The following is a 23408-nucleotide window of genomic DNA, read 5'->3' on the forward strand; positions in this document are numbered from 1 at the left end:
CTAGCAAAATTCATAGTACTTTCGTGAGTGAGCGGGGCCGGAGGGTTCGTGCTCGCTGCGTTGGTGTCATCTGCACTCCGGCCACTGCTCCCACGATGATGGAGAGAGGAGCCCCTGCATGACATACGCTTCTGCCAATAGACGCCCCAACGCCGCCGCGCTTGCCGGAGCGCTGGGAATACCCGGTGCCTTCGGCGCTTTGCTGGTCGCCGGTCTTGCGGTGACCGTGGTGACCGTGCCCGACAAGCCCCGGCTTACGGGCGAAACCATCACGCAGGCCCCCCTGCCCCCACCGCCGCCCACGCCTGACAAGCCGCAGCCCGACCAGAAAGCCGCCGACAGCGCCCCGCGCCCCGCAGGGACGACGACAATCGCGCCGACCAACACCCTCATCATCGACCCCATCGGGCCGTTGTACGGTTCTGGCGAGCTGCCCGGCCTGCCGATCGGCACCGGCGATCTGGTCATCCCGCAACCCGTACCCAGCGCGTCCCCCTTCGACCCCGTCGGCGCGCGGCCCACAGGCAATCAGGGCAAGTGGGTGACCAATCAGGATTATCGCCCGCGCTGGATCATGGAGGAAATGTCGGGCCGGGCCGCCTTCACCCTCGCCATCGATGCGCGCGGACGGGTGACAGGTTGCACCATTACCCGCTCGACCGGGCACGCGCCGCTGGATGCGGCGACCTGTGATCTGGTGACCAAGCGCGCGCGCTTCGATGCGGCGCGTGACAGCAGCGGAAAGCCGGTCGCCGGAAGCTACAGCGGATCGGTGACCTGGCAGATACCGTGATGGGGGCTGGCGCGCCGGTTGCGGCGCGCCATTCCTCGCTCAGGAGGCTACCCCCCTAGTTTTCGCCGGCGGTCTTGATCTGTTCAATCGGTGCCTGGCCGCTGTCGCTGGGCACCGTCCAGATCAGCACATTGGCCACCGCGATCACCGCCAGCAGCACCATCAGCGCGGGGTTCTTGACCTCGCCGGTGCGCCGCCACAGGAAAAACGCGCCTGCCACCAGCGCCAAGGCCGCCAGCATTACGATCGAAAGCACAATATCGGTCATGCCCGCGGCCATAGCGCGCAGCGGCGGGCGGGCGCAATTGACTTGGGCGCAGCGGCTCGCCACACCTTGCGGCCATGAGAGAGAGAACCGCTGACGTCACCCGCCGCCAGACCCTTGTGGGGCTGGCCGGCACCTCCGCCCTTGCCATGCTGCCTGCCTGCGCAGCAAGGCAGCCCGCTGTCGCAAGGCCCGCCCTGCCGCCGCCGCTGCCCACTGCCGAAGCGAAGCTGGACGACATTGCCTACCGGATGCTCGCGCATGAGCCGAGCCGCGCCACCGGCCTTGGGGTCGACACCGGCGACAATGCCGCCTGGCGGTCCACCTTCGGCACACCGGGCGCGGCAGGGCGCAGCGAATATGCCGCGACCCTGAAGGAACTGGTCACCGATGTGCGGGCCTATCCCAAGGAGGGCCTGCCCGATGACCAGCAGATCGGGTTTGAGGTGGTGGAAACCGCCTTCACCCGCGCGCTGGAAGGCATGGCGTTTTCCTTCGGCGATGTCGCGGTCGGCAGCTGGCGCAATGCGCCCTATGTCGTGATCCAGAATGTCGGCGGCTATATCGATCTGCCGCGCTTCTTCAGCTCAACCCAGCCGCTCACCGCGCCCGGCGATATCGGCCCCTATATGGACCGGCTGGCGGAGGTTCCGGCGATCCTCGATGGCGAGCTTGACCGCATTCGCGACGCGCGCGGGGCCGGCTTGGTGCCGCCCGCCTTCCTGCTCGACAAGGCGATTGCGCAGCTGGAAGCCAGCATCGGCGCAGCGGGAGACAGCTACGCCGGGCCGCTTGCCGCAGCAGGCATCGACGGGGCCGACCGCGCGGCCGATCAGGCGATGCGGATCGCGGCCCGCGGGATTGTCCCCGCGCTTGAACGGCAGCTGGCGGAACTGAAAGTCCAGCGCGCCGCCGCCAGAGATGCGGCCGGCATGTGGGCACAGCCGCAGGGCGAGGAATATTACGACTGGGCAATCCGCGCCTCGACCACCACCAGCCTGTCGCCGGACGAAATCCACCGTCAGGGCCTTGATGAATTGCGCGATCTGCATGGCCGGATGGACCCGATCCTGCGCGAAATCGGCTACACCCAAGGTAGCGTGGGTGAACGGATGCGGGCGCTCAGCGCCGATCCGCGCTACCAGTTTGCGCAAGGCGATCCGGGCCGCGCGGAAATCTTCGCCTTCATCAATGACCGGGTATCGTGGATCAAATCGCAGATGCCGCGCGCCTTCAACCGGCTGGTCGACCCGCCGCTGGAAGTGCGCCGCCTGCCGCTGGCCGAGGAACCCGGCGCGCCGGGGGCTTACGGCGGGGCGGGCAGCAAGGATGGCAGCATTCCGGGCCGCTTCTGGATCAACCTGCGCACCACCGATCTGCACCGCAAATATGATCTGGCCGACCTCACCTTCCATGAAAGCATTCCCGGCCACGTGTGGGAGGGGGAGTTCAGCAACCGCCTGCCGCTGATCCGCTCGATCCTCGCCTTCAACGCTTTCAGCGAAGGCTGGGCGCTCTATGCCGAACAGCTGGCAGATGAACTGGGCGCTTATGACGAATTCAAGGTCGGGCGGCTGGGCTATCTGCAATCGCTCGCCTTCCGCGCCTGCCGGCTGGTGGTGGACACCGGGATGCATTCCAAGCGCTGGACGCGCGAACAGGGGCGGCAGTTCTTTGTCGAAGAAAACGGGTCCAAGGTCGAAGAGGTCGCATCAGAAGTCGATCGCTATTGCAGCTGGCCGGGGCAGGCCTGCGGCTACAAGATCGGGCACAGCGAAATCGTGCGCCAGCGCGCGCGGGCGCAGGCTGAGCTGGGCGCGGCTTACGATTTCAAGGCCTTCAACACCGCCGTGGTTCTGGGCGGCAATGCCCCGCTGTCGGTGATGGCGAACACCGTCAGCCGCTACATCGACGCGGCCAAGGGGTAGGACAGGCCGCTAATTGCAAAGTCCCGCCCCTGACCCCATGTTGCAACCCGCGCATGGCAGGAGGGCAGCATGGAAACACTGGGACAGGACCTTGAAACCATGCGCCGGGTGCCGCTGGCGCCCGACCATGTCGCGGCGATTGGCGAAATCGGCGGCGAAAAGCTCTACCGCGCGGGCGAGATCGTGATGGACATCGGTGAGGCGATGGATCGTTTCGTCTATGTCGTCGATGGCGAGATCGAGGTCGTCGATCCCCACACCGGCGAACGCCTGCTGCCCTCGGGCCTCGGGCCGACGCAGTTCATGGGGGAGATCGGGTTTCTCAACGGCGGCACCAATATCATGCGGATGCGCGCGGCGGTCGATACCAGGGTGATCGAGGCCCCGCGTGAGGCAATGCTGGCGCTGATGGGGCGGGTGCCGGAATTGTCCGACCATCTCATCACCGTCTTCGCCGCGCGGCGGCGCAAGCAGTTCGAGACGCGCAACGACACGATCAAGGTGATCGGCGCGGACCGCGATCCACAAGTGCAGGCGGTCGAACGCTTCCTGTCGAGGAACCGCATTCCCTTCCAAAGCTATGACATGGACGCATCCGACCGCGAGGTGACGGCGCTGTGCGATCTCACCGGCCATCAGCCCGGCGTGATCGTTGGGGCGGACACACGGATGGATCAGCCCACCCCGCGCAAGGTGGCGCAATATCTCGGCCTTGATCTCGGCATCTGTTCGCAGCGGACCTACGATCTGCTGATCGTTGGCGGCGGGCCTGCGGGCGTGGCGGCGGCGGTCTATGCGGGCAGCGAAGGCATCGGGGCGCTGGTGATCGAGGATACCGCCGTGGGCGGGCAGGCGGGCACATCCAGCCGGATCGAAAATTACATGGGCTTTCCCACCGGCATCAGCGGCACCGATCTGACCTTTCGGGGGCAGGTGCAGGCGATGAAGTTCGGCACGCGCTTCGTCATGCCGCGCCGGGTTGAGGGCGTGTCGCGGCGCGAGGACGGGGCCTATTGCGCCACATTGGATGACGGCGACGAGATTTGCGCCCGCGCGCTGCTGGTCGCCACCGGAGTCCAATACCGGCGCCTGCCGCTCGATCGGCTGGAGGAGCTGGAGGGCGCGGGCATCTTCTATTCCGCGACCGAAATGGAAGCGCGCTTCTGTGCCCGCACCGAAGCGGTGGTGATCGGCGGCGGCAATTCGGCGGGGCAGGCCGCGATGTATCTCAGCCGCGCGGCCGCCCATGTGCATCTGGTGGTGCGCGGCAGCAGCCTGGCGGCGTCGATGTCGAGCTATCTCTCGCAGCGGTTGGAGGCCGATCCGCGCGTCACCATCCATTACCACAGCGAAGTGACCGCACTGCACGGTGACACCTGGCTGGACGGCATCACCCTCAAGACCAAGGACACCGAGCAGCGCATCAATGCCCGCGCGCTGTTCATCATGATCGGCGCTGCGCCCAACACCGGCTGGCTTTCAGGCCTTGCCGCCACGGACGACAAAGGCTTCGTCCTGACCGGAGCGGCCGCAGGGCAAGGCGACGATTACGCCACCACCGCGCCGGGCATCTTTGCCGTGGGTGACGTGCGCTCAGGCTCCGTCAAGCGCGTGGCCAGCGCGGTGGGCGAAGGATCGGTGGTGGTCAGCCGCATCTGGCAGTATCTGGAAGACACCCGCCCGGCTGAGTAACAGAGCTACAAGCCTCTGGCATTGCTGCAAATATGCGATATGCTGCACCGCGTTATCCGGCATTCGCAGAGCCGGAGACGAGGGGACGCCTGCCATGATCCTTGCGCTTTTTCGCCTCACTTGCGCCGCCGCAATGGCCGTCGCCGCAATGGCCGCAGCGGCCACGCCCGCCGCAGCGGAATGGTACGAGGCTTCGTCCGAACACTTCGTCATCTACGCCGATGATCGGCCCGCCGACATCAAGACCTTCGCCGCCAATCTCGAACGTTACCACAGCGCAATGGTGTGGGTCACCGGGCGCGAGGCCGAGGCGCCGAGCCCCTCGAACCGCGTCGTCATCTACGTCGTGGGCGGCGACAGGGCGATGCGGTCGCTTTCGGGCAGCAGCAGGATCGGCGGTTTCTATATCCCGCGCGCAGGCGGCAGCCGGGCTTTCGTGCAGGATATTCGTAACGAAAAAGGCTATCCCGATTTCTCGACCATCATCCTGCTGCACGAATATGCCCACCACTTCCTGATGTCGTCCTCGCGCTTTGCCAAGCCGCGCTGGTTCAACGAGGGCGCGGCCGAGTTCTATGCTGCGGCGACCTTCGAGGCCGATGGCGGGGTCTGGCTTGGCCGCCCCGCAATGCACCGCGCGGGCGATTTCGCATTTGCCGACCCGGTCCACGTGCGCGAGCTGCTCGACCCGGCTGTCTATGAGGAAAAGAAGGTCAAGGGTCATGACGCCTTCTACGCCAAGAGTTGGCTGCTCTATCACTATCTGACCTTCGATGAGGTGCGCAAAGGACAGCTGAACGCTTATCTGGCGAACCTGTTCAATGGTATGGAGCAGAAGGCAGCCGGCGAAGCGGCATTCGGCGATCTCGACAAGCTGGAGCGCGACCTCAAGGCCTATGCCCGCAAGCCCAAGATGCTGTCGCTGGACATTCCGCCGACCAAGCTCAAGTCCGGCACCATTACCCTGCGTTCGCTGACCGAGGGGGAGGCGGCGATGATGCCGCTCCAGATCCGCTCGCAGCGCGGCGTGGATGCCGAAGAAGCCGCAGTGCTGCTGGGCGAAGCGCGGCTGGTGGCGGCCAGGTTCCCCGATGATCCGGGCGTACTGACCGCCTTAGCCGAGGCGGAGTTCGACGCGGGCAACGATGTCGCCGCCATTGCCGCCGCCGACGCGGCGATTGCCCGCGATCCCGCGCGGGCCAATGCCTATGTGCAGAAAGGCTATGCCCTGTTCCGCCAGGCAGCCGAGGCCGATGGGGGCGCGCGCAAGGCGGCCTATGTCGCCGCGATCAAGCCCTTCGTCGCGCTCAACAAGCTGGAGGCGGACCATCCGCTGCCGCTGATCTATTTCTTCCGCGCGCAGGTTGAGCGCGGGCTTCCGCCTAACGAGACTGCGCGCGCCGCACTGGAGCGCGCGGCGGTGCTCGCGCCTTTCGATCATGACTTGCAGATCAATGCCGGGATAATGCTGGCGGGCGAAGGCAAGATCACCATCGCCCGCGGCTTCATTGCGCCGGTTGCGGCCAATCCCCACGGCGGCGTGGCAGCGACGCGCGCCAAGCAATTGATCGCGGCGATGGCCGATGCGCCCGATGACGTGCCGCTCGACCTCACCACCTTGCCCGAGCCTGTCGAGGTCCCCGAAGTGGCGGTTGCCGAAGGCTGAGCGCGCGCCTTTCAGCTTTTGCCGAAGAGACCCTTGGCCATACCCAAGATGTCATTGATCGGGCTGCCATCGCCATCCCGGTCGAGCATAGAGGCGAAATGGCTGAGCGATCCTTCGCCGCCAATCGCCGTAACGACCTGATTGAGGATGTCGGGCGAAATGCCGGTCTTTTCCGCTGCCAGCGTCACGGTGTCGCCGTCCATCGTGTGCGTCTTGCCCAGCGCGGCAATCGCCTGTTCGGCCATCGCCGGGTCAATCCCCAGCTTGGTCGCAAGGTTCACCACATCATCCGGCGCGCCGCCGATGTTCTTCAGAATACCGTCGAGAATGCTCATGTCGTTTTCCTCCGAGTCGTTCTTTTGACGAGTGTGGGCCAAACGCGGGACTATTCAAAGAAAAAGCCCCGCACCGATCTTACGCCGGGCGGGGCTCCCCTCTCCAACTTGTAATGCGCGCTCAGGCGGCGACGGGTGCCGGCGCGGCTTGCAGCACGCCTTCATCGACATGGGCTTCGAACTGGGCGAAGTTGTCGATGAACAGCTGCACCAGCTTCTTGGCGGTCGCGTCATATTCGGCCGCGTCAGCCCAGGTGCTGCGCGGGTCGAGGATGGTCTGATCGATCCCGGCTGCGGCCAGCACCGGCACATGCACCGGCACGTCAAAGCCGAAGTTCGGGTCCTTGCGGAACTCCACTGCGTCCATCTTGCCATCGAGCACGGCGTTCAGCAGCGCGCGGGTCGCCTTGATCGGCATGCGGCTGCCGGTGCCATACTTGCCGCCGGTCCAGCCGGTGTTGACCAGCCAGCATTCCGCGCCGCCCTTGCCGATCCGCTCCTTAAGGAGGTTGCCATAGACGCTGGGGTGGCGCGGCATGAAAGCAGCACCGAAGCAGGTCGAGAAGGTGGCTTCCGGCTCGGTCACGCCGATTTCGGTGCCGGCGACCTTGGCGGTGTAGCCGCTGAGGAAGTAATACATCGCCTGATCTGCGGTCAGCCGCGCGATCGGAGGCAGGACGCCGAAGGCATCGGCGGTCAGCATGATGACGTTCGACGGCGCCAGGCCGAGGTTCTTTTCCGACGTGTTCGGAATGAACTCGATGGGGTAAGCGCCGCGGGTGTTTTCCGTCTTGCTGCTATCGGTAAAATCGAGCTCGCGGGTCGTCTCGTCCATCGCCACGTTTTCGAGGATCGTGCCGAACATCTTGGTGGTGGCGTAGATCTCCGGCTCGCCCTCGGCAGACAGGTTGATCATCTTGGCGTAGCAGCCGCCTTCGAAGTTGAAGACTGCGGTGTCCGACCAGCCATGCTCGTCATCGCCGATCAGCGTGCGGCTGGCGTCAGCCGAAAGCGTGGTCTTGCCGGTGCCCGAGAGGCCGAAGAAGATCGCGCTCTTGCCGTCCGCGCCGATATTGGCCGAACAGTGCATCGGCATCACGCCCTGCGCGGGCAGGAGGTAGTTCAAAAGGCCGAACACGCCCTTCTTCATTTCGCCCGAATATTCGGTGTTGCCGATCAGGATCAGCTTTTCGGTGAAGCTGACCGCGATCACCGTGTCGCTGCGGCAGCCGTGACGTTCGGGGTTCGCCTTGAAGCTCGGCAGGTTGATGATGGTGTATTCGGGGACGAAATCCGCCAGTTCTTCCGCGGTGGGGCGCACCAGCAGCGTCCGGATGAACAGGTTGTGCCACGCCATCTGGTTGATGACGCGGACGTTGACGCGGTATTCGGGCTGCGAGCCGCCGAACAGATCGGCGACATAGAGTTCCTCTTGCCCTTCCAGCTCTTTGAGGAAGTCTGCCTTCAGCGCGGCAAAGTGCGCCTCGCTCATCGGCTGGTTGATCGTGCCCCAGTTGATCGTGCTTTCGGTTTCGGCATCGCGGACGATATACTTGTCCTTGACGCTGCGCCCGGTGAAGCGGCCGGTATCGACCAGCAGCGCGCCGTGCTTGGTCAGCTTGCCCTCGCCCTTGGCCAGCGCATGTTCGACCAGCGCAGCCGTGCCGAGATTGGCATAGAGGCGCGCGCTGGTGTGGAGGTTCTGGGCGGCCAGCGGGGTTGCGAGCGAGGTCAACATACGTCTCCTGGGCGAAGGCAGCTAAGAAAAGGTCGGTCCAATGATGATCGACAGGTCGTGATGGTCAAAAGGTCACAATCCGCCCGAAGCGCGCGAATCTCCGACCCCTTGCCCGCATCCCGTAGCATCTGCGCATACGTATGCAACCGTGGGCGGATTTCGCTTCGCCAAGCTGCCTGATCCCTGCGGCAGCTTTTACGTGGCAAGGCCATTTGCGTCAAACGCTGCGGCGCATAGCAATAATGCGGGGCCGGCAATTTCCGCTTCGCCGACCGTGATCCGGCGTCAGGCCATGCTGGGCAGTGCCATTGCGATCACCGCCGCTTGGCGCTAACCACACCCAATGCAAGCGCAGGGGCAAAGAGGATAGCGGCCATGTCCGAAGGCACCACCGAACCTGCTGCCCAACCCGGCGCAGCCGAGCACCCCGGCGCAGACGCCCGCAAGCTTCAGATCGCGCTGGTCGATGATGATCGCAACATCCTTACCACGGTGTCGATCGCGTTGCAGGCCGAAGGCTTTGCCACCCGGCTGTATTCCGACGGTGAAACCGCATTGAAGGCGCTGCTCGACAACCCGCCTGACCTCGCCGTGTTTGATATCAAGATGCCCAAGATGGACGGCATGGAATTGTTGCAACGCCTGCGCAGCCAATCGGCGCTGCCGGTGATTTTCCTCACCAGCAAGGATGATGAAAGCGACGAGGAAGCCGGGCTGCAATTGGGCGCGGATGATTACATCGCCAAGCCGTTCAGCCTGCGCCTGCTGATCGCCCGCATTCGCGCGATCCTGCGCCGCGCAGAACCGCTGGCGGCCGGCGCCAATCCGGCCACTCAGCCCGAACCTGCCCCGGCCACGTTGACGCGCGGGCGCTTGTTCATGGACCCGGCCCGGCATCAGGTGACGTGGGACGGTGAACCTGTCAGCCTGACGGTCACCGAATTCCTGATCCTTGAAGCGCTCGCCATCCGGCCCGGCGTCATCAAAAGCCGCAACCAGTTGATGGACGCCGCCTATCCTGACGATGTGTTCGTCGATGACCGGACGGTTGACAGCCACATCAAACGGATGCGGCGCAAGTTCAAGGGCGTCGATCAGGCCTTCGACGCGATCGATACCTTGTATGGCGCCGGCTACAGCTTCACCGATGGCTGACCAGCAGCAGCGCGCCGACGCGCGCGCCGTTGAACAGGCGAGCGCCGGCAGATCGTCGTCCAGCGGCACCGGGCGCTTCCCACTGACGGGCCGCATCCTTGCGGTCAACATCCTGCCGCTGTTGATCCTGGGCGGCGGGCTGTTCTATCTCGACAGCTACCGCACGCAGCTCATCAATGAACGCTTCAAGCTGGCGCGGATCGAAGCCCAGATCACCGCCGAAGCATTGGCGGGCGCCACGCGGGAGCGGCAGGAGGCGCTGCTGGTGCAGATCGGCAAGGAACAGCGCATGCGCCTGCGCCTGTTCGATACCAAGGGCAAGCTGACCGCCGACAGCTTTGCCCTGGCCGAACCTGCGTTCAGTTTCAACGACATCCGCGATGATGACTGGGAGCAGCGCTTTGCGCGCTGGCTGGATCGCACCGTCGATACCATTGTCAGCGCCGAGGCGGTGCAGGACTATACCGAGCCCGATTCGCAAGACGCCGACGCCTGGCCTGAACTGGCCCGGGCGCGCGAGCTGGGCCTCAGCCAGGTGCGGCTGTACGACTGGAGCGACGGCACCCCCGTCATCACCGCCGCTGTGCCCGTCGGCTTGCAGGGTGCAACGCTGCTGACAGTGCGCAACGCGGTCGACATTACCGAAAGCGTGCGCGCGGCGCGCACCACCCTGTTTCTGGCGATGCTGCTGGTGATGGCGGCATCGGCGCTGCTGTCGCTGTTTCTGGCGCGCACCATCGTCACCCCCTTGCGGCTGCTGGCGCGCGCGGCGGTGCGGGTGCGGCAAGGGCGTGACCGCGAGGTCGAGGTGCCGCGCCTGCCCCAGCGCAGCGACGAGATCGGGCTGCTGGCCCGCGCGGTATCGGACATGACAGCGGCGCTGCGCCAGCGGATCGACGCGGTTGACACCTTTGCCGCGGATGTGGCGCACGAAATCAAGAACCCGCTGGCGTCCCTGCGCAGCGCGATCGACACCCTGCCCCGCGTCGAAGACCCGGACCTGCGCGCCCAGCTGATCCAGATCGCAACCCATGACGTGCGCCGGATCGACCGGCTCGTCACCGAAATCGCCGCCGCCAGCCGGGTCGATGCCGAAATCAGCCGCGCGAAGCTGGAACGCGTCGATCTGGCCGAATTGTTCGAAAACATCATCCGCAGCCGCGATGATCGCGGCATGAACGGGGGCCGGCGGCTGGTCATGCTGGACACGCCCGGCGCGCCCGGCACCCCTTCTGCGTCGTGTGTCATGGGCGTGCCGACCCAGCTGGAGCGGGTGGCCGAAAACCTGATCGACAATGCGGTGTCCTTTTCTCCCCCCGCAGGCGTGGTCAGCGTGGCGATCCGCCGGGCCGGCAGCAAGATCATCACCGAAGTCTGCGATGAAGGCCCCGGGATCATTCCCGAGCGGCGCGAAGACATCTTCCGGCGGTTCCATTCCGACCGGCCCGATGGCGAGAGTTTCGGCAATCACTCCGGCTTGGGTCTGGCGATTGGCCGGGCCATTGCCGAAGCGCACGATGGCACGCTGGCGGCCGATTCCCGCGCCGATGGCGCACCCGGCGCCTGCCTGCGCCTGACGCTACCGGCTGCGCTATGAGCGGGCCGGACAGCCCCGGTTTCGAGCCAGGCATCGTATTTCCGGCCAGCGCGGTCGCCATTGCTGGCCGTGCGCTGCTGATCGAAGGCCCGCCGGGCAGCGGGAAATCGAGCCTTGCGCTGGCGCTGATCGATCGGGGGGCCGTGCTGATCGGTGATGATGCCGTAACGCTGACGGCGGCTGGCAATCGCCTGCTCGCCAGCCAGCCGCCCCGCATCGCCGGGTTGATCGAAGTGCGCGGGGTGGGCCTTGTCAGCCTGCCCACGGCCCCGCCCACGCCTGCGGCGCTGCTGCTGTCGCTGGGCGGCGGCGCGCCCGAACGCCTGCCCGAAACGCCCCTGGCCTGCCGGATGGTCTGCGGGATTGCCGTGCCGGTGCTCGCCTTTGATCCGGGTGCCCTTGCCCCGGCCCTGCGCGCCGAATGGGCGCTGCGGCATCATGGTCTGGTGGTCGAACCGGCTTCCCTTTGCGCCGCGAACACGCCAGATGACAACGCATGAGCGAACCCGCCGCCTCCCTTCCTGCAACCCGCCCGCTCTTGCTTGTCACCGGGCTGGCGGGGGCCGGCAAGTCGACGACGCTGGCTGTGCTGGAGGATCTGGGCTGGGAGACCATCGACAATTTCCCGGTCCGCATGCTCAAGCGTCTTGTCTCGGGGCCGGATGATGCGCGCGGGCCGCTGGCGATCGGGTTCGATTCGCGCACCCGCGGTTTTGTCCCTGCCGACATCATAGCACTGGTCAAAGACCTGGCAGCCCGGCCCGATATTGCGCTCTCGTTCCTGTTCCTCGACTGCGCTGGGGGCGAGCTGGAACGGCGCTTCAACGAAACCCGCCGCCGTCACCCGATGGCCGATGGCCGCCCCGTCATGGAGGGGATCGCGGCCGAGCGCGAATTGCTGGAACCGCTGCGCCGCTGGGCCGAAGTGATGATCGATACCACCGCGATGACCAGCAATGATCTGCAAGGCAAGATCCGCGAGCTGTTCGCCCCGGCCACCAGCGGGACGCCGCTGACGCTCACCCTGTCGAGCTTCGGCTTTGCGCGGGGCATGCCGCCGCTGGCCGATCTGGTGTTCGATATGCGGTTTCTCGACAATCCGCACTGGGTGCCGCATTTGCGCCACCAGACCGGGCAGGACGCCGCAGTGGGCGAACATATCACCCGCGATCCGGCCTTTGCCGACGCCTTCGCACGGATCCGCGACCTGCTGCTATTGCTGCTGCCGCGCTATGCTGCACAGGGCAAACCCTATGTCCACGTCGCCTTCGGGTGTACCGGCGGGAGACACCGTTCGGTCTTCGCCGCCGAGCAGATGGCGCAGGCCTTGCGCAGCGCGGGATTTTCGCCCACTGTCCGGCACCGCAATCTCGGCTCCCGCGCGGCTGACGCGATCGAACGTGATCGGCGCTAGGCGTGGCCGCAAATTCGCTGCTTCAATGCACCCCGCGCATTGTCCGGCATGGTATTAACGCGTAAGGCAGCCCCTCGGGCGGGCAGTTAACGGACCCCTATTCACACATGATCGGCTTGATCCTGGTAACTCATGGCCGCCTCGCGGACCAATTTGTCGAGGCTATGGAGCACGTTGTCGGCCCGCAAGACGGGATCGTCACGGTCTGCATCGGCCCCAATGATGACATGGAGCAGCGCCGCGCCGACATCGCCGAGGCCATCGCCACGGTCGATCAGGGCAGCGGCGTCATCATCCTCACCGACCTGTTCGGCGGCACGCCATCGAACCTGGCGATCTCGTTGCTGAATGCCGGGCATGTCGAAGTGATTGCGGGCATCAATCTGCCGATGCTGATCCGCCTCGCCGGAGCGCGCAAGGCGATGGATGTGACTGCTGCCGTGCTGGCCGCGCAGACCGCCGGGCGCAATTACATCACCATCGCCAGCGAATTGCTGGGGCAGGACACAGCGCCTGCACGCGCGAAAACCTGAGGACAATCGCGGTGGGGGAAGCCAGACAGAGCGTAACGATCGTCAACCGCCGGGGTCTGCACGCCCGGGCGAGCGCGAAGTTCGTCGGCGCGGTCGCCGCCTTGCCTGATGGGGTGAAGGTGACCGTCACCAAAGCGCCGCACAGCGCGGCCGGCGGGTCGATCCTGGGCTTGATGATGCTGGGGGCGGCCAAGGGCGATACGGTCGAAGTGATGGTCGAAGGTGACAACGCCGAAGCCGTGCTGTCCGATCTGATCGCGCTGGTCACAGGCGGCTTCGGCGAGGATTGACGCAGGGGCTTTCTGCCGCCAGCGGTTCTGCCATGCGCAAGCACATCACCGGCTTTTCCAATCCGACCGTCAAATATCTGCGGTCCTTGCGCGACAAGAAGCATCGCAAACGCAGCGGCCAGTTTCTGGTCGAGGGTCTGCGGCTGCTGGAAGATGCGCGCGCTTCAGGCCGGGTGCCGCAGACGCTGGTCATGGCCGAGGGCCGCCAGCATGCCTTGCTGGCCGCGCTTGAGGCCGATGTTATCGCAGCGGGCGGCGAGGTGATCGAAACCAGCCCTGACATCCTTTCCAAGATCACCGGCAAGGATAACGCCCAGTCGGTGACCGGGGTGTTTGATGAATGGGACACCGCGCTCGGCCTGCTGGACCGCAGCCGGGCGCCGATCTGGCTGGTCGCGCAGGCCTTGCGCGATCCGGGCAACCTGGGGACCATGCTGCGAACCTGCGATGCGGTCGGCGCGGGCGGGCTGATCCTGATCGACGATTGCGCCGATCCGTTCAGCGCCGAAGCCGTGCGCGCGAGCATGGGCGCGCTGTTCACCGTGGGGCTGGCGCAGGCGCGGTGGGAGGAGTTTGTGCCGTGGCTGCGCAGCGGAGCCGGCCAGTTGGTGGCAGCAAGCTTGCGCGATGCCGTGCCCTATCGCGGCGCGCCTTACGCTGCGCCGTGCTTCATTCTGGTGGGCAACGAATCGCAGGGGCTGCCCGAGGAATACGAGGCGGCGTGTGACCTGAGGGTGACGATGCCGATGCGAGGCCGGGCAGATTCGCTGAACGCTGCTGTGGCAGGCGCGGTGCTGGCTTACGAAGTGCTGGCGGGGCTGGAGGGGTAGCGCAGCTGCTCCGCTGCGTCCTTGCGCGGTTGCAGCGCCGGATATTCGGCCGCGACCGCATCGCCATCGGCTGCATTGTAACGCGGGGCGCTTTCCACCAGCGGCACGGCTTCAATTTCGCGCTTCCCGATTTCGACGCCCTTCTCCGCCAGACGCCGCCCTGACGAGAGCACGTTGCGTTCAAAGCTACCGACGAACTTGTTGTAATTGTTGACGGCGCTTTCCAGGCCCCCGCCCACACGCTTCAGGTGCTCGGCAGCCGTGGCGAGGCGGTCATACAATTCCGCGCCCATCCGCCCGATTTCTGCGGCCTCGGACGCCATCTTGTCCTGCCGCCACACCTGCGCGACTGTGCGGGCAATCGCCACGAGGTTGGTCGGGGTTGCCAGCAGCACCTTGTTGCGGAAGGCGAAGTCCCACAATTCGGGATCATGTTCGAGCGCGGCGGCAACGAAGTGTTCACCCGGCACAAACATCACCACATAATCGGGCGCGTCGTCGAACTGGCTCTGGTAGCTTTTGGAACCCAGCGTCTGCACATGCCCGCGCATCGATTTGGCGTGCAGATCGAGGTGGCGCTTGCGTTCACCCTCGTCATCCGCTTCGAACGCGGCCTGATAGGCGTTCAGTGATACCTTGGCGTCGATCACCAGCTTCTTCTGGCCCGGCACATTGACAATCGCATCGGGCCGCAACCGGCCTTCTTCCGTCTCGAGCGATTGTTCGAGGTGAAAATCGGTATGTTCGGCAAGGCCGCATTGTTCGAGCACGTTCTGAAGCGCGCGCTCCCCCCAGCGTCCGCGCGCTTTGGGCGCGTTGGTGAGAGAATTGCCGAGCCGCCGGGCTTCCTTGCGGATTTCTTCCTGCCCTTCGCGCATCGACTGGATGACGCCCGTGAGCTGCCCGAAAGCATCGGTCCGCTTGGCCTCCAGTTCGGCGACCTGCTTTTCGTAACTCGCCAGCCGTTCACCCACCGGAGACAGCAGCGCCTTGAGCTTGGCTTCGCCCGCTTCTTCCGACTGACGAAAACGCGCGTCGGCGCGTTCGAGGAAAGCCTTCTGGGCCTGTTCGAGCACCCGGCTGCCAGCGTTTTCGAATTCCTTGCGCAAGGATTCTTGCGCGGCGATCAGCCCGGCCTTCTGTTCAGCGAACGCCTTTTCACGCTCGGCCGCAGCGCTTTCCAGCGCGGCCAGCCGCTGCGCCAGCAGCGTCCGGTCGGCCTGCACAGCATCAAGCCGGGTCAGCAAGCCATCGGCCTGCCCGGCGCGCTCTTTCAGCCCGGCCACCTCGATCCGCGCTTCGCCCAATTCGGCGATGGCGCGGGCAAACCGCGCCTCCCCCTCAGCCCCCGCCGCTTCCGCCGCTGCCAGCCGTGCACGCAGGTCAGCAAGCGGGCGCGCAGCGAAAAACCAGCCGAGCGCAGCGCCGATAACGAGGGCGAGAATCGAGAGTATCGCAAGGTCCATGCGACGAGCCTACATGGAACGTATAGTGAACGCCAGGCCCGCGTCGCGCTTTCCAACAAGAAAAAAGCCGAGCCCCGGATCAAGTCCGGGGTGACGTGGAGGTGAGAATAGCGCTCACATCGGCGCAAGGCGCTGCAAGGCCAACCGGCCGCCCGCAGCTGCTCGTGCACAGCACGAAACGCAGCGAGGACGAAGGCGCGCAGGCGCCTTCGCAAATCAGTTACGCCGCGCGGCGGATCTTTTCCAGCTTCTTCAGCGCCATCGCCTTCTTCAGCCGCGACAGGTGGTCGATGAACAGGATGCCTTCCAGATGGTCCATCTCGTGCTGGAGGCACGTCGCCATCAGCCCTTCGAGCGCCTCTTCATGGGTGTTGCCGTCCAGATCCTGATACCGCACGCGGCAGGTCGCCGGGCGTTCGACATCGGCGTAGATCTCGGGGACGGAAAGGCACCCTTCCTGATAGGACGACAGCTCGGTTGCGGGATCGAGGATTTCCGGGTTGATGAACACCCGCGGTTCCTTCTTGGTGGCAGGATGCGTGTGCTTGTGTCCGCCATGCGATGAACATTCGACCGGCTCGGCATCCGGATCGTCGGGTTGCAGGTCGATCACCAGCACGCGCTTGGGCACGCCGACCTGGATCGCGGCCAGGCCAATGCCGGGGGCATCGTACATCGTTTCGAACATGTCTTCGACCAGCGTGCGCAGGTCGTCGCCGAACTCGTGCGGTTCAACCGGAACAGAGATGGTCTTCAGCCGGGGGTCCGGCACTTCAAGGATTTCGCGGATAGCCATGCCGCGCTACTTAGGCGAGGGATGCGCGGATTTCAACGCGCCGCGTGCTATCCCACCGGCCGCCGGGCCCGCAGGGCTTGCGCCAGTGTGCCTTCATCGAGGTAATCGAGCTCTCCGCCAACAGGCAATCCGTGGGCAAGCTGAGTGACACGCACCGGGAAGGCTTCGAGCCGCTCGGCGACGTAGTGCGCGGTGGTCTGCCCTTCCAGCGTGGCATTCATCGCCAGCACGACTTCATCGATCCCGCCGGCTTCCACCCGGGTGAGCAGGCTGGCGATGTTGAGATTGTCGGGCGCAATCCCGTCTAGCGCCGACAGCCGGCCGCCCAGCACGTGGTAGCGCCCCGGAAACAGCCGGGCCCGGTCCAATGCCCAGACGTCGGAAACCTCCTCGACCACGCACAGCGCGCGGGCATCGCGGCGCGGATCGGCGCAAATGCCGCAAGGGTCGCGGGTGTCGACATTGCCGCAGGTCTGGCATTCGACCAGCGTCTCGGCCACCCCCGCCAAGGCTTCGAGCAGAGCCGGCAAGGCCGTTTCGCGGTGCTTGACCAGCCACAGCACCGCACGGCGCGCCGAACGCGGGCCCAGACCGGGCAGGCGGGCCAGTGCGGAACTCAGCGCTTCGATCTCTTGCGATGCCATGCTCCGGCTATACTCCGTTCGGCCTGAGCTTGTCGAAGGCCTGTCTTTCTTTTGTCCGCGATAGAAGTAAGGACAGCCCTTCGACAAGCTTAGGGCGAACGGGACTGGTGACGTGCGTGTAGTTTTTATGGGAACGCCCGATTTCGCGGTGCCGGCCTTGCGCGCTTTGCACGAAGCGGGGCACGAGATCGCCTGCGTCTACACCCAGCCGCCGCGGCCAGCGGGACGGGGCAAGCAGCTCAGCCCCTCGCCCGTGCAAGTGGCGGCGGAGGGTTTGGGCGTGCCGGTGCGTGTCCCAGCATCGCTCAGGAACCCGCAAGCGCAGGCGGAATTCGCGGCGCTGCATGCCGATGTGGCGGTGGTCGCGGCTTACGGGTTGATCCTGCCACAGGCGGTGCTGGGTGCGCCGGTGCATGGCTGCCTCAACATCCACGCCAGCCTGCTGCCGCGCTGGCGCGGGGCGGCGCCGATCCACCGCGCGGTGATGGCGGGCGACGTGGAGACGGGCGTGACGATCATGCAGATGGAAGCGGGGCTGGATACCGGGCCGATGCTCCACAAGGTCGCCGTGCCGGTGGGGCGCAAGACGACGGGCGAGCTGTTCGGCGAACTGGGCACGCTGGGCGCAGCGGCGATGGTGGAGGTGCTGGCCGATCTCGGCGCCTTCCCGCCCGAGGTACAGGACGACACGGCAGCGATCTACGCGCCCAAGATCGACAAGGCGGAAGGCAAGATCGACTGGGCCGAAAGTGCCGAGGTGATCGAACGCAAGGTGCGCGGGCTGGCGCCGTTTCCGGGTGCTTGGTTTGAGCTGGCGGGCGAACGCGTGAAGCTGTTGCTCGCCGAGGTGGCAGACGCCAGCGGTGCGCCCAGAACGGTGCTGGACGACGACTTCACCATCGCCTGCGGGATGGGCGCGATCCGGCCCCTGCGGCTTCAGCGCGCGGGCAAACCGGTGCTGGAGCGCAGCGATTTCCTGCGCGGTCGGCCGGTGGCGGCGAAGACGGTGCTTTCGTGAAAACCCACCCTTTCTCGTCACCCCAGCGAAAGCTGGGGCCTAGTGCGGCGAGCACTGCGCATTCGGCCCTAGGCCCCAGCTTTCGCTGGGGTGACGGATTGGCGCAATGACCCGCTTCGCCCTCACCTTGGAATTCGACGGCACGCCCTTCTTCGGGCTGCAACGCCAGTCCCACGGGCCGAGCGTGCAGCAGTCCGTTGAGGACGCGCTGCACCGGATCACCGGCGAGACTGTCACCTTGCACTCCGCCGGGCGCACGGATGCGGGCGTTCACGCGCTGGCGATGCGCAGCCATGTCGATATCGAAAAGCCCTTCGACCCCTTTCGCCTGATGGCCGCAATCAACGCGCAGGTGCGGCCCGATCCCATCGCGGTGACCGCCTGCGAGGTGGTGCCGGATGATTGGCATGCGCGCTTTTCCTGCACCAGCCGGCGTTACCTGTACCGGATCGCCGCCCGCCGCGCGCCGTTGACCCTTCAGCGCGACCGGGCGTGGCATGTCGCCCAGCCGCTCGACGCGGACGCGATGCACCGCGCGGCGCAGGCGCTGGTGGGGCGGCACGATTTCACCACCTTCCGGTCAGTCCATTGTCAGGCGGCCGATCCGGTGAAGTCGCTCGATCAGCTGGACGTGGAGCGGGTGGGCGAGGAAATCCACATCCACGCCGCTGCGCGCAGCTTCCTTCACCATCAGGTGCGCTCGATGGTGGGCTGCCTCAAGCTGGTGGGTGCGGGCACATGGCCGGAACGCCGCATGGCCGAGGCGCTGGCGGCGCGCGACCGGGGCGCGCTGGGGCTGAACGCCCCGCCGCACGGGCTCTATTTCGTCGCGGCGACCTATCCCGAAATAGTGACGTAACGTCACCCTAGCCATCTCGTCATTGCGAGCGTAGCGAAGCAATCCAGTTCCGGAGCTGGATCGCCGCGTCGCCTTCGGCTCCTCGCAATGACGAAAAATGGACGGGAGAACATCGCCATGACCACCGGAAAGCAGCTTTTCACCACCCTCACCGCCGACGGCAAGCTGACGCTGGAAGTGGCGGAAAGCCAGTTCCCCGCGCCCACCGGCAATCAGGTGCTGGTCAAGATGGAGGCCGCGCCGATCAATCCTTCGGATCTCGCGATCCTGACCAGCGCGGCTGATTTCGAGACCGCCGAATACACTCCCGGCAAGGTCGTTGCCACGATGCCCGAGCCCTTCCTTTCGGGGAACAAGGCCCGCCACGGCCAGCGGCTTCCCGCCGGCAACGAAGGCGCCGGCACGGTAATCGCGACGGGTGACAGCGACATGGCCAAGGCCCTGATGGGCCAGCGCGTTGCCTGCGTGCCCGGCAACGCCTTCTCGCAATACGCCATCGCCGACGCGATGATGTGCCTGCCGCTGGGCGAGCATTCGCCCGAAACCGGCGCCTCCAGCTTCGTCAACCCGATGACTGCGCTGGGCTTTGTCGAGACTGCAAAGATGGAGGGCCACTCGGCCATCGTCCACCTGGCCGCCGCCTCGAACCTGGGCCAGATGCTCAACCGCATCTGCATCGATGACGGGATGAAGCTGGTGAACATCGTCCGCAAGCCGGAACACGTGGCGATGCTCAAGGCGCAGGGCGCGACTTACGTGGTCGATAGCTCCGCCCCCACCTACATGGCCGACCTGCGCGCCGCGATTGCCGAGACGGGCGCGTTCCTCGGCTTCGATCCGATCGGCGGCGGTCAGGCGTCTGACGGCGTGCTGAAGGCGATGGAGCAGGTCGCGGTCAGCCAGATGAGCGAGTTCTCGCGCTATGGCTCGAACCAGCAGAAGAAGATGTATATCTACGGACGGCTCGATCTCCAGAACCCGACCATCCTGACGCCGTCCTATGGCCTGCAATGGAGCATCGCCGGGTGGCTGCTGACGCCGTTCCTCGCGCGCGCCGGGATGGAGACCGTGGTGCGGATGCGGGCCCGCGTCCAGGCGAACCTCACCACCACCTTTGCCAGTCATTACAAGGCGAAGGTGACACTCGAAGGGATGCTCGAAAAGCCCGCGATCTGCGATTACCGCCAGATGAAGACCGGCGAGAAATATCTGGTCACACCCTGGGGCTAAGCCGCGCACCGGGCGGGCCGCTGCTGCGTGCCCGCCCTTGCTGCGCCCGGCCGATCAGATATTGCCCTGCTCTTCCTCGGGCACATCATCGTCGGGGCGATAATACAGCGCGGCACATTCGTCTTTCAGGCACCCGCCCTCAAGGCTCAGATCATCGCGGTAAGCATCGCGGATGAAATCGACCGTATCGAGATTACGGTCCTCGAAATACATCTTGTGAACATCATCGCGCCCGGCACCGTAAACGATCCGGCCGACCTTGGCCCAGATGCTCGCCATGGTGCACATCCCGCACGGCTGGAGCGTCGAATAGAGCGTCGCCCCGCGCAGTTCCATATCGCCCACTTTGGCCCCGCCCGCCCGAAACGCGCAGATTTCCGCATGGGCTGTGGCGTCGTTGTCTTCGGCGGTGCGGTTGGTTTCGGCGGCGATGATCGCCCCATCGCGCACGATGATCGCGGCAATCGGCGTATCGGCAGGGGTGCTGCCCTTGGTCCGTGCCAGCGCAATCGCCTCGCGCATCCATGTTTCATCGTCGGGCGTCATGGGGTCCTCATGGTTTGCATGGGGTGATAAGGCCACTATCCCCCGTTAAGGTCCATGCTGAATGCGGGCGGGAGGCCTTACCCCCTGTCAAACGCCGCCTGCACTTCGTCCGCGTCCGTGATCCCGCTGGCCACCAGCACCATCAGCAGCATCCGCGCCTTGGCCGGGCCGAGCGCCCGTGCTGCGACCAGCCCCAAGGCATCGTCATCGACCTCGACATTGCGGTCGACCAGCCCTTCATCGACGCGGCTGGCGCGGACCACCGGGACGCCGCTCGCCGCCGCACGGGACAGGGCTTCCAGCACGCTCGCCGGGGCATTGCCCTGCCCCATGCCCGCCAGCACGATCCCGCGCGCGCCGATGCCGAGCAGGGCTTCGACCGGCTTTGCATCCATCCCCGCGCCCGCCGTGAGGATCGCGACCCGCGGCAGCTCTGCCGGGAACGGATAGCGCGCCGGCTCTCCCAACCGGTGGGGCGGGCCGAACCAGTCGAGGCTTGAGGGGGTCACGCGCGCCAGCGGGCCGCGCGGGAAGGTGCGGAAGGCGTCGATGGCGCTGGTCGCGGCCTTCCGCGCATCGCGCGCGGGCAGCACCGCATCGCCCATCACCAGCATGACGCCGCGCCCGGCCGCCGCTGCGTCGCTCGCCACCTTCACCGCATTGGCGAAGTTGCGCATCCCGTCCGTGCCCACCGCATCGGCGGGCCGCATCGCCCCGACAAGGATCACCGGCTTGGCGGTGGGCAGCGTCAGATCCAGCAGGAAGCCGGTTTCCTCTGCCGTATCCGTGCCGTGGGTGATGATCACCGCGTCCACCGCCGGATCGGCCAGTGCGCCCATGCACGCCGCGTGGAGCGCGCGCCATTCCGCCATGCCGATATCCTGCGAGCCGATCCGCGCCACATCCTGCGGCACCAGCTGCGCTGCAAGGCCCAGCGCATCGAGGTGCGCAATCAGGGTTTCGAGCGCGAGGCCGCCGGGCCGGTACGCTGCGCCCGTGGCGCTGCTGCCCGCACCGGCAATCGTGCCGCCGGTGCCCAATACGAGAATGCGAGGGGGTATCATCCCCCCGCCCTAGAGGCTGTCACAGCCCGTTGGAAGCGCCGAACTGATCGAAGACCGCCGCCAGCCCCGGCACATCGCTTTCCGCCCTGAGCGCTGACAGCGCCTCGGCAATGTCGATCTCCAGCTGCGAGACGCCGGCATCAAACCCCTTCCCTTCCGCCCCGAGCGAGCGGACCAGCGTCAGCGCCGGGCGGTTTTCGGGCAGGATGTTGACCGACAGCCGCGCCAACCCTTCGCGCTGGCAATCGAGCAGCAGCACCGCTGTCAGCAGACGCGCAAGGCCGCGGCCATGATAGGCATCCACCACCGCGACCGAAAACTCCGCGGCGCCCGGATCATCAGCTTCGCGGAAGGCATGGACCACGCCCAGCGCTGGCACTTCGGGCAAATCCGAGCGCAGCGCGCCCCACGCGATGTGATCGTGCCCATCGACCGTGACCAGCGCGCGGATCACCTGCGGCGGCGCCTCGCGCATGCCGGAAAAGAACCGCAGATAGCGCGACTGGGGCGAAAGCTGCGCGATTCCATCCTTGATGCGCTGTTCATCATCCTTGCGCACCCGGCGAATGCAGACGGGCGTTCCATCATTCAGCTGCGTCTCAATGATCATGCCGCTTCATAACCGTGTTCGCGCTGCGTCCCAAGGCGGGATCGCTGCCCGAGGATATCCCAGGTCTGGCGAATATGCGATGCTAGCAGGCACCACTGCCTCTGGACCGTTGGCGCTGGACGGGTTGCGGCCCTCTGGGCCGGCTCGGCTGTTAAACAAGCCTTCCGCGTTAAGCCCCGACCCTCGCCTTCATGATCTGGAAGCGATCAGCCAGCCAGTCCGTGTATCGCAACGCGGGTTCCTCGATGAATTTCCAAGAGGCGATCGCAATGATGAGTACAAGAGGAAATGACCAGGCCATATTTTCATACGGACCAAAATCAGCGTTATTCATCGCTACAAGCTGCTGGATTGGAAAAGCATAGATGTAGATCCCGTAAGAGAAATCACCAATGCTGTTGTATCGCATAAGCACGCCTCTCGGCACGAAGGCGAAAATTGACACAGAGTATGCAAGCGCACTGACGACGAAGAAGGGCGCATAAGCAGAATACAGCATCGGGATGCATAGTAGCCAGAGCAAGCCGCCGATCTTCCAGTTGAGCGACAAGCGGTCCCGCCACAGGTAGGCAGCCATCCCAAGCACAAATGGGTAACCCACCTGAATGAGCAGATCGACCCTGCGAAGTGCTGGATGCGTTGGGCTCCAGTCCAGCGCGATAATGAAGAAGACTGCAACCACGCCGGTGAAAGCCAGAAAGAGCATCCGGTGCCTAAACAATCCAGCGAGCCCCAGCACAACCACACCACCATAACAGAGCACTTCGTAGAACAGAGTCCACAAACTGCCATTGATCGCAGCTGGATAGGGGTTAAGCGCGAAGACACCCGGTAGAGTAAACTAGACCTGTTGCGAAAGCCGGGCCAGTTTGATTTTTCTGGGACATCGAGTGAGGACAGGGGGGTGTCTTTTGATGCAAGGGATCAGAAGCCGGCCTC

General features: G+C 65.5%; 24 protein-coding genes. 14 read left to right on the top strand and 10 right to left on the bottom strand.

Annotated elements, in window-relative coordinates; translation table 11 throughout:
• Window positions 1-118 precede the first annotated feature (118 nt).
• Entirely contained in the window at window positions 119-793 is a 675-nt protein-coding gene (locus C0V72_RS10725; protein ID WP_101794130.1) for an energy transducer TonB, read from the top strand.
• A gap of 55 nt (window positions 794-848) precedes the next feature.
• On the opposite strand, the gene C0V72_RS10730 is transcribed toward C0V72_RS10725, so the two are convergent.
• Window positions 849-1061: a hypothetical protein gene (locus C0V72_RS10730; protein WP_101794157.1), complete on the bottom strand. Its 213-nt coding sequence runs from the start codon at window positions 1059-1061 to the stop codon at window positions 849-851.
• 74 nt (window positions 1062-1135) lie between these two features.
• Between C0V72_RS10730 and C0V72_RS10735 the strand changes: the two genes are divergently transcribed.
• The 3 genes from C0V72_RS10735 (at window position 1136) to C0V72_RS10745 (ending at window position 6344) form a co-directional block, all read left to right on the top strand.
• Window positions 1136-2986: a DUF885 domain-containing protein gene (locus tag C0V72_RS10735; protein ID WP_101794131.1), complete on the top strand. Its 1851-nt coding sequence runs from the start codon at window positions 1136-1138 to the stop codon at window positions 2984-2986.
• Window positions 2987-3055: 69 nt separating this feature from the next.
• Window positions 3056-4678: a cyclic nucleotide-binding domain-containing thioredoxin-disulfide reductase gene (locus C0V72_RS10740; protein ID WP_101794132.1), complete on the top strand. Its 1623-nt coding sequence runs from the start codon at window positions 3056-3058 to the stop codon at window positions 4676-4678.
• A gap of 94 nt (window positions 4679-4772) precedes the next feature.
• The gene (locus C0V72_RS10745) at window positions 4773-6344 is read left to right on the top strand and encodes a hypothetical protein (RefSeq protein WP_233999903.1); all 1572 of its coding nucleotides are present in this window, start codon (window positions 4773-4775) and stop codon (window positions 6342-6344) included.
• A gap of 11 nt (window positions 6345-6355) precedes the next feature.
• Here C0V72_RS10745 and C0V72_RS10750 read toward each other — a convergent pair whose 3' ends face one another.
• A complete protein-coding gene (locus C0V72_RS10750) occupies window positions 6356-6679 on the bottom strand; it encodes a hypothetical protein (RefSeq protein WP_101794133.1) in 324 nt (107 codons plus the stop codon).
• A gap of 121 nt (window positions 6680-6800) precedes the next feature.
• Window positions 6801-8417, bottom strand: a complete 1617-nt coding sequence (locus C0V72_RS10755) for a phosphoenolpyruvate carboxykinase (RefSeq protein ID WP_101794134.1) — start codon at window positions 8415-8417, stop codon at window positions 6801-6803.
• 375 nt (window positions 8418-8792) lie between these two features.
• On the opposite strand from C0V72_RS10755, the gene C0V72_RS10765 reads away from it, so the two are divergent.
• The 7 genes from C0V72_RS10765 (at window position 8793) to C0V72_RS10795 (ending at window position 14236) form a co-directional block, all read left to right on the top strand.
• Window positions 8793-9572 carry a response regulator transcription factor gene (locus tag C0V72_RS10765; protein ID WP_101794136.1) on the top strand — a complete coding sequence of 260 codons (780 nt, stop codon included), beginning with the start codon at window positions 8793-8795 and terminating at the stop codon, window positions 9570-9572.
• Entirely contained in the window at window positions 9565-11169 is a 1605-nt protein-coding gene (locus tag C0V72_RS10770; RefSeq protein ID WP_101794137.1) for a sensor histidine kinase, read from the top strand. The genes C0V72_RS10765 and C0V72_RS10770 overlap by 8 nt, the downstream gene beginning before the upstream one ends.
• Window positions 11166-11669, top strand: coding sequence for an HPr kinase/phosphorylase (locus tag C0V72_RS10775; protein ID WP_101794138.1), 504 nt, complete (start codon window positions 11166-11168; stop codon window positions 11667-11669). The genes C0V72_RS10770 and C0V72_RS10775 overlap by 4 nt, the downstream gene beginning before the upstream one ends.
• Window positions 11666-12583, top strand: coding sequence for an RNase adapter RapZ (gene rapZ, locus C0V72_RS10780; RefSeq protein ID WP_101794139.1), 918 nt, complete (start codon window positions 11666-11668; stop codon window positions 12581-12583). Before C0V72_RS10775 ends, rapZ begins: the two co-directional genes overlap by 4 nt.
• Before the next feature lie 107 nt (window positions 12584-12690).
• Window positions 12691-13116: a PTS sugar transporter subunit IIA gene (locus tag C0V72_RS10785; RefSeq protein WP_101794140.1), complete on the top strand. Its 426-nt coding sequence runs from the start codon at window positions 12691-12693 to the stop codon at window positions 13114-13116.
• An 11-nt stretch (window positions 13117-13127) separates the two neighbouring features.
• Complete coding sequence (locus C0V72_RS10790) at window positions 13128-13406, top strand: HPr family phosphocarrier protein (protein ID WP_101794141.1); 279 nt, start codon at window positions 13128-13130, stop codon at window positions 13404-13406.
• Window positions 13407-13438: 32 nt separating this feature from the next.
• Window positions 13439-14236, top strand: coding sequence for a TrmH family RNA methyltransferase (locus tag C0V72_RS10795; protein WP_101794142.1), 798 nt, complete (start codon window positions 13439-13441; stop codon window positions 14234-14236).
• On the opposite strand, the gene C0V72_RS10800 is transcribed toward C0V72_RS10795, so the two are convergent.
• The 3 genes from C0V72_RS10800 to recR all read right to left on the bottom strand — a co-directional run bounded on the left by C0V72_RS10800 (window position 14206) and on the right by recR (window position 17142).
• Window positions 14206-15702 carry a DNA recombination protein RmuC gene (locus C0V72_RS10800; protein WP_101794143.1) on the bottom strand — a complete coding sequence of 499 codons (1497 nt, stop codon included), beginning with the start codon at window positions 15700-15702 and terminating at the stop codon, window positions 14206-14208. The genes C0V72_RS10795 and C0V72_RS10800 overlap by 31 nt on opposite strands.
• Window positions 15703-15922: 220 nt before the next feature.
• Entirely contained in the window at window positions 15923-16498 is a 576-nt protein-coding gene (gene def, locus C0V72_RS10805; protein ID WP_101794144.1) for a peptide deformylase, read from the bottom strand.
• Between the two features lie 47 nt (window positions 16499-16545).
• A complete protein-coding gene (gene recR, locus C0V72_RS10810) occupies window positions 16546-17142 on the bottom strand; it encodes a recombination mediator RecR (RefSeq protein WP_101794145.1) in 597 nt (198 codons plus the stop codon).
• Window positions 17143-17254: 112 nt separating this feature from the next.
• On the opposite strand from recR, the gene fmt reads away from it, so the two are divergent.
• The 3 genes from fmt to C0V72_RS10825 all read left to right on the top strand — a co-directional run bounded on the left by fmt (window position 17255) and on the right by C0V72_RS10825 (window position 20249).
• Window positions 17255-18160, top strand: a complete 906-nt coding sequence (fmt, locus tag C0V72_RS10815) for a methionyl-tRNA formyltransferase (protein WP_101794146.1) — start codon at window positions 17255-17257, stop codon at window positions 18158-18160.
• Window positions 18161-18266: 106 nt separating this feature from the next.
• Window positions 18267-19019 (top strand): tRNA pseudouridine(38-40) synthase TruA, encoded by a 753-nt coding sequence (truA, locus tag C0V72_RS10820; RefSeq protein WP_101794147.1) that lies wholly within the window; start codon window positions 18267-18269, stop codon window positions 19017-19019.
• Window positions 19020-19136: 117 nt separating this feature from the next.
• Entirely contained in the window at window positions 19137-20249 is a 1113-nt protein-coding gene (locus C0V72_RS10825; RefSeq protein WP_101794148.1) for a zinc-binding dehydrogenase, read from the top strand.
• A gap of 54 nt (window positions 20250-20303) precedes the next feature.
• Here the strand turns inward: C0V72_RS10825 and C0V72_RS10830 are convergent, their stop codons facing one another.
• The 4 genes from C0V72_RS10830 to C0V72_RS10845 all read right to left on the bottom strand — a co-directional run bounded on the left by C0V72_RS10830 (window position 20304) and on the right by C0V72_RS10845 (window position 23253).
• Entirely contained in the window at window positions 20304-20795 is a 492-nt protein-coding gene (locus C0V72_RS10830; RefSeq protein ID WP_101794149.1) for a nucleoside deaminase, read from the bottom strand.
• Between the two features lie 77 nt (window positions 20796-20872).
• The gene (locus C0V72_RS10835) at window positions 20873-21859 is read right to left on the bottom strand and encodes an asparaginase (RefSeq protein ID WP_101794150.1); all 987 of its coding nucleotides are present in this window, start codon (window positions 21857-21859) and stop codon (window positions 20873-20875) included.
• Window positions 21860-21878: 19 nt separating this feature from the next.
• Entirely contained in the window at window positions 21879-22469 is a 591-nt protein-coding gene (locus C0V72_RS10840) for a GNAT family N-acetyltransferase (RefSeq protein WP_101794151.1), read from the bottom strand.
• 169 nt (window positions 22470-22638) lie between these two features.
• Window positions 22639-23253, bottom strand: coding sequence for an acyltransferase family protein (locus C0V72_RS10845; protein WP_143704574.1), 615 nt, complete (start codon window positions 23251-23253; stop codon window positions 22639-22641).
• Window positions 23254-23408: the final 155 nt, after the last annotated feature.

The sequence above is a fragment of the Porphyrobacter sp. TH134 genome, from assembly GCF_002855495.1.
Classification (GTDB): domain Bacteria; phylum Pseudomonadota; class Alphaproteobacteria; order Sphingomonadales; family Sphingomonadaceae; genus Erythrobacter.

Excerpts from the sequence above, each read along its gene's own strand:
- C0V72_RS10800 (WP_101794143.1), bottom strand. The coding sequence starts at position 15,702 with ATGGACCTTGCGATACTCTCGATTCTCGCCCTCGTTATCGGCGCTGCG.
- C0V72_RS10775 (WP_101794138.1), top strand. The coding sequence starts at position 11,166 with ATGAGCGGGCCGGACAGCCCCGGTTTCGAGCCAGGCATCGTATTTCCG.
- rapZ (WP_101794139.1), top strand. The coding sequence starts at position 11,666 with ATGAGCGAACCCGCCGCCTCCCTTCCTGCAACCCGCCCGCTCTTGCTT.
- C0V72_RS10770 (WP_101794137.1), top strand. The coding sequence starts at position 9,565 with ATGGCTGACCAGCAGCAGCGCGCCGACGCGCGCGCCGTTGAACAGGCG.
- C0V72_RS10825 (WP_101794148.1), top strand. The coding sequence starts at position 19,137 with ATGACCACCGGAAAGCAGCTTTTCACCACCCTCACCGCCGACGGCAAG.
- C0V72_RS10745 (WP_233999903.1), top strand. The coding sequence starts at position 4,773 with ATGATCCTTGCGCTTTTTCGCCTCACTTGCGCCGCCGCAATGGCCGTC.
- def (WP_101794144.1), bottom strand. The coding sequence starts at position 16,498 with ATGGCTATCCGCGAAATCCTTGAAGTGCCGGACCCCCGGCTGAAGACC.
- C0V72_RS10835 (WP_101794150.1), bottom strand. The coding sequence starts at position 21,859 with ATGATACCCCCTCGCATTCTCGTATTGGGCACCGGCGGCACGATTGCC.
- C0V72_RS10785 (WP_101794140.1), top strand. The coding sequence starts at position 12,691 with ATGATCGGCTTGATCCTGGTAACTCATGGCCGCCTCGCGGACCAATTT.
- C0V72_RS10740 (WP_101794132.1), top strand. The coding sequence starts at position 3,056 with ATGGAAACACTGGGACAGGACCTTGAAACCATGCGCCGGGTGCCGCTG.
- recR (WP_101794145.1), bottom strand. The coding sequence starts at position 17,142 with ATGGCATCGCAAGAGATCGAAGCGCTGAGTTCCGCACTGGCCCGCCTG.
- C0V72_RS10795 (WP_101794142.1), top strand. The coding sequence starts at position 13,439 with ATGCGCAAGCACATCACCGGCTTTTCCAATCCGACCGTCAAATATCTG.
- C0V72_RS10830 (WP_101794149.1), bottom strand. The coding sequence starts at position 20,795 with ATGACGCCCGACGATGAAACATGGATGCGCGAGGCGATTGCGCTGGCA.
- truA (WP_101794147.1), top strand. The coding sequence starts at position 18,267 with ATGACCCGCTTCGCCCTCACCTTGGAATTCGACGGCACGCCCTTCTTC.
- C0V72_RS10750 (WP_101794133.1), bottom strand. The coding sequence starts at position 6,679 with ATGAGCATTCTCGACGGTATTCTGAAGAACATCGGCGGCGCGCCGGAT.
- C0V72_RS10765 (WP_101794136.1), top strand. The coding sequence starts at position 8,793 with ATGTCCGAAGGCACCACCGAACCTGCTGCCCAACCCGGCGCAGCCGAG.
- C0V72_RS10755 (WP_101794134.1), bottom strand. The coding sequence starts at position 8,417 with ATGTTGACCTCGCTCGCAACCCCGCTGGCCGCCCAGAACCTCCACACC.
- C0V72_RS10730 (WP_101794157.1), bottom strand. The coding sequence starts at position 1,061 with ATGACCGATATTGTGCTTTCGATCGTAATGCTGGCGGCCTTGGCGCTG.
- C0V72_RS10840 (WP_101794151.1), bottom strand. The coding sequence starts at position 22,469 with ATGATCATTGAGACGCAGCTGAATGATGGAACGCCCGTCTGCATTCGC.
- C0V72_RS10725 (WP_101794130.1), top strand. The coding sequence starts at position 119 with ATGACATACGCTTCTGCCAATAGACGCCCCAACGCCGCCGCGCTTGCC.
- C0V72_RS10735 (WP_101794131.1), top strand. The coding sequence starts at position 1,136 with ATGAGAGAGAGAACCGCTGACGTCACCCGCCGCCAGACCCTTGTGGGG.